The sequence below is a fragment of the Pseudomonas sp. TE3552 genome (genome assembly GCF_056278945.1).
Window position 1 is genome coordinate 1,567,554 of the sequence record NZ_JBWBQJ010000001.1, and the last position, 14,070, is coordinate 1,581,623.

Annotated in this window: 12 protein-coding genes; 11 read left to right on the top strand and 1 reads right to left on the bottom strand. The window is 61.4% G+C overall.

The annotated features are described in order from the left end of the window. The first annotated feature begins 2 nt into the window (after nucleotides 1–2). The 4 genes from cobN to ACZ9BB_RS06985 all read left to right on the top strand — a co-directional run bounded on the left by cobN (nucleotide 3) and on the right by ACZ9BB_RS06985 (nucleotide 7,511). Complete coding sequence (gene cobN, locus ACZ9BB_RS06970) at nucleotides 3–3,908, top strand: cobaltochelatase subunit CobN (RefSeq protein WP_476213113.1); 3,906 nt, start codon at nucleotides 3–5, stop codon at nucleotides 3,906–3,908. A 183-nt stretch (nucleotides 3,909–4,091) separates the two neighbouring features. Further along, nucleotides 4,092–5,090, top strand: a complete 999-nt coding sequence (locus ACZ9BB_RS06975) for a magnesium chelatase ATPase subunit I (protein WP_476213114.1) — start codon at nucleotides 4,092–4,094, stop codon at nucleotides 5,088–5,090. A gap of 119 nt (nucleotides 5,091–5,209) precedes the next feature. Next, complete coding sequence (locus ACZ9BB_RS06980; RefSeq protein ID WP_476213115.1) at nucleotides 5,210–5,755, top strand: vWA domain-containing protein; 546 nt, start codon at nucleotides 5,210–5,212, stop codon at nucleotides 5,753–5,755. 109 nt (nucleotides 5,756–5,864) lie between these two features. Next, nucleotides 5,865–7,511 (top strand): phospholipase D-like domain-containing protein, encoded by a 1,647-nt coding sequence (locus ACZ9BB_RS06985; RefSeq protein WP_476213116.1) that lies wholly within the window; start codon nucleotides 5,865–5,867, stop codon nucleotides 7,509–7,511. A gap of 209 nt (nucleotides 7,512–7,720) precedes the next feature. Here ACZ9BB_RS06985 and ACZ9BB_RS06990 read toward each other — a convergent pair whose 3' ends face one another. Beyond that, the gene (locus ACZ9BB_RS06990) at nucleotides 7,721–8,152 is read right to left on the bottom strand and encodes a thioredoxin family protein (protein WP_476213117.1); all 432 of its coding nucleotides are present in this window, start codon (nucleotides 8,150–8,152) and stop codon (nucleotides 7,721–7,723) included. 341 nt (nucleotides 8,153–8,493) lie between these two features. Here ACZ9BB_RS06990 and ACZ9BB_RS06995 point away from each other — a divergent pair, with 341 nt between their 5' ends. The 7 genes from ACZ9BB_RS06995 (at nucleotide 8,494) to ACZ9BB_RS07025 (ending at nucleotide 14,050) form a co-directional block, all read left to right on the top strand. Then, a complete protein-coding gene (locus tag ACZ9BB_RS06995; protein WP_476213118.1) occupies nucleotides 8,494–9,342 on the top strand; it encodes a transporter substrate-binding domain-containing protein in 849 nt (282 codons plus the stop codon). A gap of 52 nt (nucleotides 9,343–9,394) precedes the next feature. Then, entirely contained in the window at nucleotides 9,395–10,057 is a 663-nt protein-coding gene (locus ACZ9BB_RS07000; RefSeq protein ID WP_476213119.1) for an amino acid ABC transporter permease, read from the top strand. Nucleotides 10,058–10,066: 9 nt separating this feature from the next. Further along, entirely contained in the window at nucleotides 10,067–10,729 is a 663-nt protein-coding gene (locus ACZ9BB_RS07005) for an amino acid ABC transporter permease (protein WP_476213120.1), read from the top strand. Then, nucleotides 10,726–11,517, top strand: coding sequence for an amino acid ABC transporter ATP-binding protein (locus ACZ9BB_RS07010; protein WP_476213121.1), 792 nt, complete (start codon nucleotides 10,726–10,728; stop codon nucleotides 11,515–11,517). Before ACZ9BB_RS07005 ends, ACZ9BB_RS07010 begins: the two co-directional genes overlap by 4 nt. Before the next feature lie 30 nt (nucleotides 11,518–11,547). Then, nucleotides 11,548–11,937, top strand: a complete 390-nt coding sequence (locus tag ACZ9BB_RS07015; protein WP_018927658.1) for a RidA family protein — start codon at nucleotides 11,548–11,550, stop codon at nucleotides 11,935–11,937. Nucleotides 11,938–12,028: 91 nt separating this feature from the next. Beyond that, on the top strand, nucleotides 12,029–12,793 hold the full coding sequence (locus ACZ9BB_RS07020; protein ID WP_476213122.1) for an IclR family transcriptional regulator: 765 nt from the start codon (nucleotides 12,029–12,031) through the stop codon (nucleotides 12,791–12,793). A gap of 39 nt (nucleotides 12,794–12,832) precedes the next feature. Then, nucleotides 12,833–14,050, top strand: coding sequence for an amino acid deaminase (locus ACZ9BB_RS07025; protein WP_476213123.1), 1,218 nt, complete (start codon nucleotides 12,833–12,835; stop codon nucleotides 14,048–14,050). Nucleotides 14,051–14,070 lie beyond the last annotated feature (20 nt).

A 14,070-nucleotide genomic window follows, 5' to 3' on the forward strand; every position in this document is an offset into this window, starting at 1 on the left:
CCATGCACCTGCTCAGGACCCAGCCCGGCGGTTTCGTGTCGGATGACAACATTGCCGACCTTGGACAAACCCCCGCCGAGCTGGTGATCCTGTGCAGCGGCGATTCCAGCCTGGCGTTGCTCGCCGAAGCGGCGCAGCAGTTGCCCGACGATTACCCGAGCGTGCGTCTGGCCAACCCGATGCAGGTGCAGAATCATGCCTCGGTGGATCTCTACGTCGACGAAGTGCTGCGCCACGCCAAGGTGATTCTGATCTCGCTGCACGGCGGCATCGCCTATTGGCGTTACGGCATTGAGCGTCTGGTGGAATTGTCCCAGCGCGGCGTACAGCTGATTCTGGTGCCGGGGGACGATCGCCCGGACCCGGAACTCAGTGACCTGAGCACCGTAACCGCGCAAGACCGCGATCGGCTCTGGCACTTCCTGCGTCAGGGCGGCATGGCCAACGCGCTCGACCTGTTTCGCTGCCTCGCCAGTCGCTGGCTGGGCCGCGATTACCCGTGGTCCGAGCCGCAAACCCTGCCACGCACGGCGATCTACCACCCGCAAAAAAGCCCCGCTGAGTTGAGCGATTGGCAAGCCGACTGGCAAGCTGATCAGCCGGTGGCGGCGGTGCTGTTTTACCGCTCGCATTTGCAGGCGGCGAACACCGGTTTCATCGATATTTTCTGCCAGCGTTTGCAGGCGGCGGGGTTGAACCCATTGCCGATTGCGCTGGCCAGTTTGAAAGAGCCCGGCTGCCTGACGGTGGTTGAGGACTTGCTGGATGAAGTCGAGGCAGGGGTGATTCTCAACACCACCGGTTTCGCCCAATCCAGCCCCGAAGCACCGCACCTGCGACCGTTTCGCCGCAATATTCCGGTGATCCAGGCGATCTGCGCCCAGGACAATGAACCCGGTTGGCGCGCCAGCGAACAAGGCCTCGGCCCCCGCGACCTGGCGATGCACATCGCACTGCCGGAGCTGGACGGGCGAATCATCAGTCGGCCGATCAGTTTCAAGGACCTGGCCTGGCGCAGCGAGCGCAGCCAGTCCGACGTGGTCTGCTACCGGCCGCAACCTGAGCGCATGGATTTTGTCGCCGAATTGGCGCGGCGCTGGATCGATCTGGCGCGAGTGCCCAATGGCGAAAAACGCATCGCTTTGATCCTCGCTAACTACCCGACGCGCGATGGGCGTATCGGCAATGGCGTCGGCCTCGACACACCGGCGGCGGCGCTGAATATCCTGCGGGCATTGCAGGCTGAAGGTTATCCATTGCCGGCTGAACTGCCGGACAGCGGCACCGCGCTGATCCAGCAGTTGCTCGGCGGCGTCAGCAATGACCTGGAGACCATCGATCAGCGCCCCTGCCAGCAAAGCCTTGCGCTGGACGACTACTACCTGATGTTCAACGCGCTGCCCGAGGCCAATCGCCAAGCGGTGCTGGAACGTTGGGGCTCGCCCGAAAACGATCCAATGTTCCGTGGCGGGCGAATGATGATCGCCGGTCTGCGCTTCGGCCTGACCTTCGTCGGCATTCAACCGGCGCGGGGTTATCAGGTTGACCCGAGCGCGGTCTATCACGACCCGGACCTGGTGCCGCCCCACGGCTATCTCGCTTTCTACTTCTGGTTGCGCAACACCTACGGTACTCACGGGGTGATTCACGTCGGCAAGCACGGCAACCTCGAATGGCTGCCGGGCAAGGGTGTCGGGCTGTCCGAGAGCTGCTGGCCGGACGCGCTGCTCGGGCCGCTGCCGAACATCTATCCGTTCATCGTCAATGACCCGGGCGAGGGCGCCCAGGCCAAGCGTCGTACGCAGGCAGTGATCATCGACCACTTGATGCCGCCACTGACCCGCGCCGAAACCTACGGCCCGCTACGCAATCTCGAATTGTTGGCTGACGAATATTACGAAGCGCAATTGCTCGATCCACGCCGCGCCCGAGAGTTGCAGCGTGACATTCTGCAATTGGTGCGCGACACGCACATCGACCGCGAACTGCAACTGGACGATAAGCTCGACAGTGACGCCGACGCGGCGATCTGGTTGCCACGTCTGGACACGTACCTGTGCGACTTGAAGGAATCACAGATCCGCGATGGCCTGCACGTGTTTGGCGAATCGCCGACCGGGCGATTGCGCATCGACACCTTGTTGGCCTTGCTGCGGATTCCGCGCGGCGATGGTCGTGGGGCGCAATCGAGTTTGTTGCGGGCGCTGGCCAAGGCGTTCGCACTGGGTTTCGATCCGCTGGATTGCGTGTTGGCCGAGCCCTGGAACGGTCCTCGTCCGCAGGCATTGCAGTCGATCAGTGATGAGCTGTGGCGCACGGCGGGGGATACCCGCGAGCGTCTGGAGCTGTTCGCCGCGCAGCTGATCGAGCAGGCTTTGAATGCCGAGGTCGAGCTACAAGCCATCCCCGGACCCTGTGGGAGCGAGCCCCTGTGGCGAGGGAGCTTGCTCCCGTTGGGTCGCGAAGCGGCCCCAAAAGATGGGACTGCTGCGCAGTCCAGCGGGAGCAAGCTCCCTCGCCACAAAGGCCCACAGGAGGGTGATTGGTCGGAAGTGAACGCCATCATCGACAGCCTGCGCGAAGTCGTTGCGCCACGTCTGGACGCCTGCGGCCCGGCTGAAATGCGCGGCCTGCTGGACGCCCTCGGCGGTCGATTCGTCCCCGCCGGCCCGAGCGGCGCACCCAGTCGCGGGCGGCTGGACGTGTTGCCCACCGGGCGCAATTTCTATTCTGTGGATGTGCGCAACCTGCCGACCACCACCGCGTGGCGCATCGGTTTTCAGTCCGCGAACCTGATTCTTGAGCGGCACTTGCAGGATCACGGCGATCACCTGCGTCAGCTCGGCCTGTCGGTCTGGGGCACCGCGACCATGCGCACCGGCGGCGACGACATTGCCCAGGCGATGGCGTTGATGGGCGTGCGGCCGGTATGGGCGACGGGCAGTCAGCGGGTCGACGATTTCGAGATTTTGCCGTTGAGCCTGCTGGACCGGCCGCGGGTGGACGTGACCTTGCGCGTCTCCGGATTCTTCCGCGATGCCTTTGCCAACCTGATCCGGCTGTTCGACGCCGCCGTGCAAGCGGTCGCCGCGCTGGATGAGCCGGACGATCTCAACCCGTTGGCAGCCAAGGTCCGTGCTGAGCGCACAGCGCTGCTGGCATCCGGTTTCGATGAAGACGCGGCTCGGCGGCAGGCCGGCTGGCGCATCTTCGGGGCCAAACCGGGGGCTTATGGTGCGGGCGTGCAGGGCGCCATCGACGGTCGCTTGTGGCAAAGCCGCGAGGACCTGGCCGAGGTTTACCTGAACTGGGGCGGCTACGCTTACGGCGGCTCCGATGAAGGCACCGCCGCCCGCGAACAGTTCGCCCAGCGTCTGAGCCAGGTGCAGGCAGTGCTGCAAAACCAGGACAACCGCGAGCACGACTTGCTCGACTCCAACGACTATTACCAGTTCCAGGGTGGCATGCTGGCAGCCGTCGAAAGCCTCAGCGGCGAAACAGCGGCCAGTTACCATGGCGACCACAGTCAGCCGGACTTGCCGAAAATCCGCACGTTGAAGGAAGAGCTGAACCGGGTGATCCGTTCCCGGGCAGCCAATCCGAAGTGGATCGAGGGGGTCAAGCGTCATGGCTACAAAGGCGCTTTCGAACTGGCGGCGACGGTCGATAACCTGTTTGCATTCGACGCCACCACGCAGTTGATCGACGATCACCAGTATGCGTTGCTGGCGGACGCCTATTTGCTCGATCCGGCGACCCGGGACTTTGTCCGCGAACACAATCCCCATGCCTTGCGCGACATGACCGAGCGCATGCTGGAAGCGCAGCAACGGGGTCTGTGGCAGGAACCGGGCGAGTACCGCGAGGCGCTGGAGAATTTGTTGCTCGACATAGAAGAAGACAGTTAGCTGGTGAGCAAAGGACACCTGTGGCGAGGGAGCTTGCTCCCGCTGGGCTGGGCAGCAGCCCCAAAACTAAATCCAGGTTCTGTCAGGCACACCGCATTTTCAGGTTTTACGACTGCTACGCAGCCGAGCGGGAGCAAGCTCCCTCGCCACAGAGTTATCACCGACCATGACTGAGATTTGAACATGACCGACACCCCCCATTTCCCGCTCTCCGCCGTGGTCGGCGCCGATGATTTGAAGCTCGCGCTGTACCTGACCGCCATCGACCCGAAAATCGGTGGTGTGCTGATCGAAGGCCCACGGGGCATGGCCAAGTCGACCCTGGCCCGAGGTCTGGCAGACCTGTTGGCCAGCGGTCAATTCGTTACCTTGCCCCTGGGCGCCACCGAAGAACGGTTGGTCGGCACCCTCGATCTGGACGCGGCCCTGAGCGACGGTCGCGCACAGTTTTCTCCCGGTGTGCTGGCCAAGGCCGACGGCGGCGTGTTGTATGTCGATGAAGTCAATCTGCTGCCCGATCACCTCGTCGACCTGCTGCTCGACGTGGCCGCCAGCGGCACCAACCTGATCGAGCGCGACGGGATTTCCCATCGGCATTCGGCGAAGTTTGTGCTGATCGGCACCATGAATCCGGAAGAGGGCGAACTGCGTCCGCAACTGCTCGACCGTTTTGGCCTGAACGTCGCCCTCAGTGGCCATACCGCACCCGCCGAGCGCGGCCAGATTATCCGTCGTCGCCTGGATTTCGACAGCGATCCGCAAGGGTTCTGCGCCGAGTGGGAAAGCCAGCAACACGCACTGCGCGAGCGTTGCCAAAAGGCGCGCTCGGCACTGGCGAGCATTCCGCTCGACGATGCCGCGCTGGCGCAGATCACCGAGCGCTGCTTCGCGGCCGGCGTCGATGGCTTGCGGGCCGATCTGGTCTGGTTGCGCGCGGCCCGGGCTCACGCGGCGTGGCGAGGGGCGAGCGCGATCAGCGAAGAGGATATCGACGCAGTCGCCGAGTTTGCCTTGCGCCATCGCCGTCGCGAACACTCGCCACCGGCATCGCCACAAAGTCAGCCGCCATCCAGGCAAAATTCCAGTCCCGGCGAAGGCCAGGGCCAGTGGGGCGAAATGCCCGCCCAGGCGCTGCCGGTTGGCGCACGACGTGAAGTGCCCAGCTGGCCAAAAAAGCCCTAGGCATTCGCCCTCGAACAGACGCGGGGGCGAATGCCAGACCCCGTGCAGGACGGCTCGATGGCGGCAAGCAGGGCAAGCGCCACGCGGCCCGTAGCGGATCGATCAATTGGCCCGGCACCTTGCTCAATGGCCGACCACGCCAGCGCGACGATGTGTTGTTCCATCTGCGCACGCACGCGCCCCACGAACTGTGGCTGGTGATCGTCGATGCCTCGGCTTCGACCCGGCGTCATCAGGCGTTGAGCGATGCCAAGGGCTTGCTGGCGCAACTGTTCGACGATGCCTATCGGCAGCGTGCGCGGCTGGCGTTGTTGACTGCCAGCGGTCATATGCCGAAGTGGCAGGTGCAAGGGTTGAAAGCCTCCGCGGGCTTGCGTGACTGGCTCGAGGAGTTGGGGGCCGGTGGCGGGACGCCGATGCTGGCTGCGCTGGGTGAGGCGCAACGTTGGCTGGCGGCGCGACGAAAGCGCTTTGCGGCTGAACAGCAAAGGCTGCTGCTGGTGACTGATGGACGGGTGAAGGAGTGGTCAACATTGCCGACGCTGGAGTGCCCGGGGCTGCTGATCGACATCGAACGCGGGCCGATTCGCCTTGGACGGGCCAAGGTGTTGGCAGCGCAGTTGCAGGTTGATTATCGACATATCGATGAGCTGATTTCAGGTTGAGTTGTGTGCTGGCAGTACTCGCGAAGGCATCACCTCGGAATCGGATAATTGCGGTTAATCCGCATCGCTACCCTATGCTCTGTAAGCAAGACAATCACAGGAGTGACCCATGCGCGTTCTAGCCCGCAATGATCAGGACGATTTCCGCGTCAAAGCCTATGCCGGCACCAACGGCGTACTGCTGGCCATCGACCTGGCCGAACCCCGTCGCAAAGGCCTGCTGGGGTTCGCCATCGAAAAACAGCAAGGCAACAAACCCTGGCTGTTTCTGTTCAACAGCCTGACCTTTCCCGGCAAGACCCATACCTTCCCCCAGTTTCACGCCACCCCCAGCGATGCCGCGCCGCTACAGAAGTTTCGCTGGGCCGATTACGCGGTTAATCCGGGTGTGACCATGCATTATCGGGTTCACCTGGCCTACGGCACCGCGGATGCGCCACAGCTGGGTGAGTTTCTGGAAGTGACGGTCGCCACGGACAATGGCCTGCCCAAGGGTCAGAACGTGATTTTCAACCGGGCGGTGGCTGCCAGCCAGGCATTCCAGCGCAAGTTTGCCGACCTCGATGCGCTGCTCAGCGCCAACAAGAAACTGCCCATCGAAGAATGGCCCGACGCTCCACGGCAATGGCTGGAAAATGGTCTGCTCGCACGCTTGCTGGGATTCATCGAACGTGCCGAGGATGACCAGTGGGCGCTGGACATCGCGATCTACGAATACCAGTTGCAAGTGATCGTCGATGCGGTGAACGCCGCCTTCGAGCGCGGCGTAAAGGTTCGGATCCTGTACCACGCCCAACCCGGCGAAGACACCACGGCGCTGAACGAAGCCAGCCTGGAAAAAATCCCGGCGGCGAACAAGCGCGGGAGAGTCACCCACAATATCTTTCACAACAAATTCATGGTCCTGAGCCGGCTCGATGCGGCGGGGCAGCATCAGCCCGAAGCGGTACTCTGCGGTAGCACCAACTTCACCGCCAACGGCGTTTACCGTCAGGCCAACGTCGTGCATGTGCTGGATGATGCTCGGATCGGCGCCAGTTATCTGCAAACCTTCGAGCAAGTCTGGACGATACCGGCCGACGTCGGCGCCACGCGGGAATGGCTCACGGAGCACAATCCGATGGTGCCGGACCAACCGCTGTTCGCCGGCTTCTCACCGCGCTCGGGCGAGGGCGATTTGCGTGAGTTCGTCGAGATCATCAACGCCGCCAAAAAAGACCTGCTGTTTGTCACCGCATTCACCTTGCCGGACAAAATACTCAACGCGCTGCTCGGCCAGCCCCACGACGACATCTTGCGTTACGGCCTGCAAAACACCGTCAGCAGCATCACCGGTTTCCACGCCGACCGCACCGCCGAATTCGCCGCCACCGCGCTGCTCAATACCGGCCTGGAAGGCTGGCTCAAGGAAAACATGAAAGGCCAGAAGGGCAACCTGCTGGTGCACACCAAAGCCATCGTCGTCGACTTCACCAGCGATTCACCGACCATCATCAGCGGCAGCCACAACCTCAGTGACGCCGCGAGTAACGGCAACGACGAGAACTATTTGATCATCCGTGGCGACACCGACCTGGCCGATCGTTACGGGCTGGAACTGCTGCGCTTCTACGAGCATTACCGGTTCCGCTACTTCGCAAAAAAACTGCAACTCAAGCAGGTCCGGCCGTTGGCGGCGGATGACAGCTGGACCGATGACTATTACCGCGAGGGCGATCTGCGGATGTTGTCGCGGTTGCGCTTTTCCGGACGATAAACACACTCGCGCGCGCCCTTTGTAGCAGGTCGGTTATTTGCCCATTGCCTGGCGGTACTGACGGGTACGGCGGGCATCAACGCCAGCCGGGCGTCATCGGCGGCCCGAGGGCATGGGGTGCGGTGCGAATGCCGAGCGGGTACTGGCGTCGCTCAAGCATTAGCGCCAATGCCGGCAAATTAAGACGCATAACCTGTGGGGGCTGCGTCTTATCGGCTCAACAGCTCCCGTGCCCGGGGCGCGGTGCATAAAGTACCGAGGGTTTTCTGCAACCACGGCAAGTCGTGGCGGGGTTTGCGGGCAACCTGTTTGGGCCTGAGCTTGCCGATGTGCTTTTTGAAATTTTCTTCCAGGGTTTCCCGGGTTCCAATCCCCTTGAGTTTTTTCAGCAGCTTGCCCTCCTTGTAGAACAGCACCGTCGGTGTGCCAGTGACTTTCGGATGCCGAGGATTAGCGCTCGTACTCAGCACATATATGTGCGCGTGATCTTTGTACCGCTCGGCAATGGCACGGAAAACCGGCTCGGCCATTTCGCAGGCGGGGCAGTGTTGGTTGCCGAAATACAGAATCACCGGGCGCCAGGTTTTCAGGGCCTTGCGATAGACCGGAGCCAGCGTTGATGGGTTAATCATCGAACTCATTGAAATCTCCTTTTCAAAGACAATCGAAGACCTGTTGACGTTAAAGGAGGCGAGCAGGTGGGTCTACTGTCAGAAATTACAGGTAGAGCTCTGCTTCATTTTGAATCGCTATGGCTTCAGATGTGGTGCAAGTACTCGAGCGCTGTGTCCCTCGGTAGCGTTCTCTTATTTGTGCGTTTCGTAACGCCTTCCTCGCGCTCACGCGCATCCATTTGATTCAAAACACTTTCCAATCTCCCGAGATTCCGCCCACATCCTGTGGCACACTTTCTGCTGTCTATTCCGTTGTTACATACCATGTTCCGGTATAACGGAATAAACACAACTCTGGAGTGCTTGCCATGCATCGCCGACCTTCCTTGTTTAAAGCGTGTGTTTTTCTGTTCGCGGCTTCGGCTGCTGTCGTGGGTGTCGCCCAGGCGGCAGACAGCAAGCTCGACAGCGTGCTGGCCCGTGGGAAATTGATCGTAGGCACGGGCAGTACCAATGCGCCGTGGCACTTCCAGGGTGCGGATGGCAAGTTGCAGGGGTTCGATATTGATATCGCGCGCATGGTGGCCAAAGGGTTGTTCAACGACCCGAGCAAGGTCGAGTTCGTGGTGCAGTCGTCCGATGCGCGGATTCCGAATCTGCTCACCGACAAAGTCGACATGAGTTGCCAGTTCATCACCGTGACCGCCAGCCGCGCGCAGCAAGTTGCGTTCACCCTGCCGTACTACCGCGAAGGCGTCGGCCTGTTGTTGCCGGCCAACAGCAAGTACAAGGAAATCGACGACCTGAAAGCTGCCGGCGATGGCGTCATCGTGGCGGTGCTGCAGAACGTGTATGCCGAAGAGCTGGTGCATCAGGCGCTGCCCAAGGCCAAGGTCGATCAGTACGACAGCGTGGACTTGATGTATCAGGCGGTGAACTCCGGTCGTGCCGACGCGGCGGCCACCGATCAGTCGTCGGTGAAATACCTGATGGTGCAGAACCCCGGCCGCTATCGCAGCCCGGCCTATGCCTGGAGCCCGCAAACCTATTCTTGTGCGGTCAAGCGCGGCGATCAGGACTGGCTGAACTTCGTTAACACAGTGCTGCATGAAGGCATGACCGGTGTTGAGTTCCCGACGTATGCGGCGTCCTTCAAGCAGTGGTTCGGTGTAGACCTCCCTACACCTGCAATCGGTTTCCCCGCTGAATTCAAATGATCCCGTGAGAGCGGGGCGACTCTGAATCGCCCCGTTCAAGGTACTGCTGACCATGAACTATCAGTTGAATTTTGCCGCCGTCTGGCGCGACTTCGATACCTTGCTGGCGGGGCTCGGTCTGGGGCTTGAGCTGGCGCTGGTGTCGATCGCGATCGGCTGCGTGATCGGCCTGATGATGGCGTTTGCCTTGCTGTCGAAGCACCGTGCGTTGCGGGTGTTGGCGTCGGTGTATGTGACGGTGATCCGTAATACGCCGATCCTGGTGTTGATCCTGTCGATCTACTTTGCGTTGCCGAGCCTGGGGGTTCGTCTGGACAAGATTCCATCGTTCATCATCACCCTGTCGCTGTATGCCGGGGCGTACCTGACTGAAGTGTTTCGCGGCGGGCTGTTGAGCATTCCCAAGGGGCAACGTGAAGCCGGCCTCGCAATCGGGCTCGGCGAATGGCAGGTCAAGGCGTACGTCACCGTGCCAGTGATGCTGCGCAATGTGCTGCCGGCGCTGTCGAACAACTTCATTTCGCTGTTCAAGGACACCTCGCTGGCGGCGGCGATTGCCGTGCCGGAGCTGACCTATTACGCGCGCAAGATCAATGTCGAGAGCTACCGGGTGATTGAAACCTGGCTGGTGACCACAGCGCTCTATGTTGCGGCCTGTTACCTCATTGCCATGCTGCTGCGTTACTTCGAGCAGCGTCTGGCGATTCGCCGATAGGAGCCCCCCATGTACGAATCTCCCAGTTGGTTGCATGAGTTATGGGTGGCCCGGGAAGTCCTGTGGCAAGGCTTTCTGACGAGTGTGCAGTGCTCGGCCCTGGCGATTTTGTTGGGCACGCTGGTCGGCATCGTCGCAGGTCTGGTGCTCACCTATGGCACGTTCTGGATGCGTGCGCCGTTCCGTTTTTACGTCGACATCATTCGCGGTACGCCGGTGTTTGTATTGGTGTTGGCCTGCTTCTACATGGCGCCGGCACTGGGCTGGCAGATCAGCGCCTTTCAGGCCGGCACCCTGGGGCTGACGCTGTTTTGCGGCTCGCATGTGGCGGAGATCGTGCGCGGTGCGTTGCAAGCGCTGCCCAGTGGCCAGATGGAAGCGAGCAAGGCCATCGGCCTGACGTTTTACCAGGCGCTGGGCTACGTATTGTTGCCCCAGGCGCTGCGGCAGATCTTGCCAACCTGGGTCAACTCGTCCACCGAGATCGTCAAGGCGTCGACGCTGTTGTCGGTGATCGGCGTTGCCGAATTGCTGCTCAGCACCCAGCAGATCATCGCCCGGACCTTCATGACCCTGGAGTTTTACCTGTTCGCCGGTTTGCTGTTTTTCGTCATCAACTACGCCATCGAATTACTCGGCCGGCACATTGAAAAGCGGGTGGCCTTGCCATGACACAAGCTCAAGTCTCGACACAGAATCAAGCGCTGCTGGACATTCGCGGCCTGCACAAACAATACGGCCCGCTCGAAGTGCTCAAGGGCGTCGACCTGACCCTGCAGCGCGGTAACGTGGTCACGCTGATCGGCTCCAGCGGCTCGGGCAAGACCACGCTGCTGCGCTGCGTGAACATGCTCGAAGAATTCCAGGGCGGGCAGATTTTGCTCGACGGCGAATCCATCGGCTATGACGAGGTCAACGGCAAGCGCGTGCGTCATGCGGAAAAAGTCATTGCCCGCCATCGCGCCATGACTGGCATGGCGTTCCAGCAATTCAATCTGTTCCCGCACCTCACCGCGTTGCAGAACGTCACCCTCGGTTTGCTCAAGGTCAAAAAGCTGCACAAGGACGAGGCGGTGGCGCTGGCGGAAAAATGGCTGGAGCGGGTTGGCCTGCTGGAACGTCGTGATCACTATCCCGGACAGTTGTCCGGCGGCCAGCAACAGCGCGTGGCGATTGCCCGGGCGATTGCGATGAACCCGAGCCTGATGCTGTTCGATGAAGTCACCTCGGCCCTCGATCCGGAGCTGGTGGGCGAAGTGCTGAACGTGATCAAGGGCCTGGCCGAAGACGGCATGACCATGCTGCTGGTGACCCACGAAATGCGCTTTGCCTTCGAGGTCTCGGACAAGATCGTTTTCATGAATCAGGGGCGGATCGAAGAGCAGGGGCCACCCAAGGAGCTGTTCGAACGCCCGCAGTCGCCGCGTCTGGCGGAATTTCTCAAGAGCACGCGCTTTTAAGCCTTCATTTTTCAGTCAGGAGAAACACTCATGAGCATTACTCGTTACGGCACCGGCAGCACTGCCGGTGGCGGCCAGCCCCGTCCTTTCGCCCGCGCCGTCGAAGCCGATGGCTGGCTGCACGTGTCCGGGCAAGTGCCGGCGGTGGATGGCGAAATCATTGTGGGCGGCATCGTCGAGCAGACTCACCAGACCATGAAAAACCTGATCGCGATCCTGGAAGAGGCCGGTTACGGGCTCGAAGACGTAGTGCGCACGGGCGTTTGGCTGGAAGATCCGCGGGATTTCTGGAGTTTCAATAAGGTGTTTTCCGAATACTTCAAAAGCGAACACGCCCCGGCCCGGGCCTGCGTGCAGGCGAACATGATGGTCGATTGCAAGGTCGAGATCGACTGCATCGCCTACAAGAAAAAGGCCTGAACCGCGGTGAATTCTTCGCGGGCAAGTCGGCCTTACAGTCGCCACCGCACTCTGGGTAAACTCCCGGCACTCTGAATGGGAACCTGAAGACATGACCGAAGACACCATCAAGCGCCGGGCTCGCGGTCTGGACCGGGCGTTCGACATCCTCGACTTCCTCAAGGAAATCGGCCAGCCCCTGCGCCCGAACGAAATCGCCAGCGGCATTGGCAGCCCGAAATCCACGGTCTACGAACTGGTCGCGTCCCTGTTGGAACGGCGCATTCTGGAACCCGTGGGCAAGGACGGTCACGTTTACCTCGGCCGTCAGTTGTACTTCCTCGGGCAGGCGCATTTGCGCCATTTCGACCTGGCCCGCGAGGCCGATCATGCCCTGCAGGAAATTGTCAGCCAGACCCGTGAAACCGCGCAGATGTGCCTGCTCAATGGGCGCAAATACACCGTGGCATTGATGAAAGAGGGCGAGCGGCATTTTCGCATTTCCTCGGACATCGGCGAGAACGCGCCAATCCCCTGGACCGCTTCCGGGCGACTGCTGCTGGCGCACCTGAGCGATCAGCAGATTGTCGATTTGATCGACCCCGACGACTTCATCCTGCCCGACGGCGAACGTCTGCCACTGGAGCAGTTTCTCGAGGAAATCCGTCAGGCCGGGATCGACGGGTTCTTTTCTTTCGATAGCGTCGCCGACACCTTTACCCATTGCTTTGCTGCACCGGTCAAAGACCCGAACGGCGTGGCCATCGCAACCCTGTGCATCGTCGCCCCACGGGCCGATGCGAAGAATAATTACAACGACTATCGCCGGGTGCTGATCGACAGCGCCAACAGCCTCGCCCGGCGTATCAACGAATAACAGCGGCTGCCTGCGGCCGCGAATGTGAGGAGTTCGACCATGTATTCCGCCAAAAATACAGCCACCGTGGAAAAGGGCTTTGCCCACATCGGCGCCAACCTGGTACGTGACGTCAGCCTGCCAGCGCTGGTGCTGCACCGCGACGCGCTGGAACACAACATTCGCTGGATGCAGGATTTTGTCAGCAACAGCGGCGCCGAACTCGCGCCCCACGGCAAAACCAGCATGACTCCGGCGCTGTTTCGCCGGCAACTGGACGCCGGTGCCTGGGGCATCACCTTGGCCAGCGCCACCCAGACCCGCGCGGCTTACGCCCATGGTGTGCACCGGGTGCTGATGGCCAACCAGTTGGTCGGCACACCAAACATGGCGCTGATCGCCGACCTGTTGGCAGACCCGACCTTCGACTTCTATTGCATGGTCGATCACCCGGATAACGTCGCGGACCTCGGCGCGTTTTTCGCCTCGCGCGGGGTGCGCCTGAACGTGATGATCGAGTACGGCGTGGTCGGCGGTCGTTGCGGTTGTCGCACCGAAGCCGAAGTGCTGGCGCTGGCCAAGGCGATTGCGGCACAACCGGCGTTGGCGCTGACCGGCATTGAGGGTTACGAAGGGGTGATTCACGGCGATCACGCGGTGAGCGGCATCCGTGCGTTCGCTGATTCTTTGGTGCGCCTGGCGGTGCAATTGCAGGACAGCGGTGTGTTCGCCATTGCCAAGCCGATCATCACGGCTTCGGGGTCGGCCTGGTACGACCTGATCGCCGAGTCGTTCGAAGCGCAGAATGCCGGCGGGCGTTTCCTCAGCGTGCTGCGCCCCGGCAGTTACGTGGCCCACGACCATGGCATCTACAAAGAAGCGCAATGTTGCGTACTCGACCGCCGCAGCGACTTGCACGAAGGTTTGCGCCCGGCGCTGGAAGTGTGGGCGCACGTGCAGTCATTGCCGGAACCGGGTTTTGCGGTGATCGCCCTGGGCAAGCGTGACGTGGCTTATGACGCCGGTTTGCCAGTGCCGCTGCTGCGTTACAAGGCGGGTGTAGTGCCGGCGATCGGCGAGGATGTGAGTGCCTGCAAGGTGACGGCGGTGATGGACCAGCACGCGTTCATGAGCGTGGCGCCGGGGGTTGAGTTGCGGGTGGGCGATATCATTTCGTTCGGTACATCGCACCCGTGTTTGACGTTCGACAAGTGGCGCATCGGGTGCCTGGTGGATGAGCAGCTGAATGTCATCGAAACCATGGAAACCTGTTTCTAGGGTTTAGACCGAGGCGCGGC

Coding starts and splice junctions, on each gene's coding strand:
- cobN (WP_476213113.1), top strand. CDS start 3: ATGCACCTGCTCAGGACCCAGCCCGGCGGTTTCGTGTCGGATGACAAC.
- ACZ9BB_RS06975 (WP_476213114.1), top strand. CDS start 4,092: ATGACCGACACCCCCCATTTCCCGCTCTCCGCCGTGGTCGGCGCCGAT.
- ACZ9BB_RS06985 (WP_476213116.1), top strand. CDS start 5,865: ATGCGCGTTCTAGCCCGCAATGATCAGGACGATTTCCGCGTCAAAGCC.
- ACZ9BB_RS06990 (WP_476213117.1), bottom strand. CDS start 8,152: ATGAGTTCGATGATTAACCCATCAACGCTGGCTCCGGTCTATCGCAAG.
- ACZ9BB_RS06995 (WP_476213118.1), top strand. CDS start 8,494: ATGCATCGCCGACCTTCCTTGTTTAAAGCGTGTGTTTTTCTGTTCGCG.
- ACZ9BB_RS07000 (WP_476213119.1), top strand. CDS start 9,395: ATGAACTATCAGTTGAATTTTGCCGCCGTCTGGCGCGACTTCGATACC.
- ACZ9BB_RS07005 (WP_476213120.1), top strand. CDS start 10,067: ATGTACGAATCTCCCAGTTGGTTGCATGAGTTATGGGTGGCCCGGGAA.
- ACZ9BB_RS07010 (WP_476213121.1), top strand. CDS start 10,726: ATGACACAAGCTCAAGTCTCGACACAGAATCAAGCGCTGCTGGACATT.
- ACZ9BB_RS07015 (WP_018927658.1), top strand. CDS start 11,548: ATGAGCATTACTCGTTACGGCACCGGCAGCACTGCCGGTGGCGGCCAG.
- ACZ9BB_RS07020 (WP_476213122.1), top strand. CDS start 12,029: ATGACCGAAGACACCATCAAGCGCCGGGCTCGCGGTCTGGACCGGGCG.
- ACZ9BB_RS07025 (WP_476213123.1), top strand. CDS start 12,833: ATGTATTCCGCCAAAAATACAGCCACCGTGGAAAAGGGCTTTGCCCAC.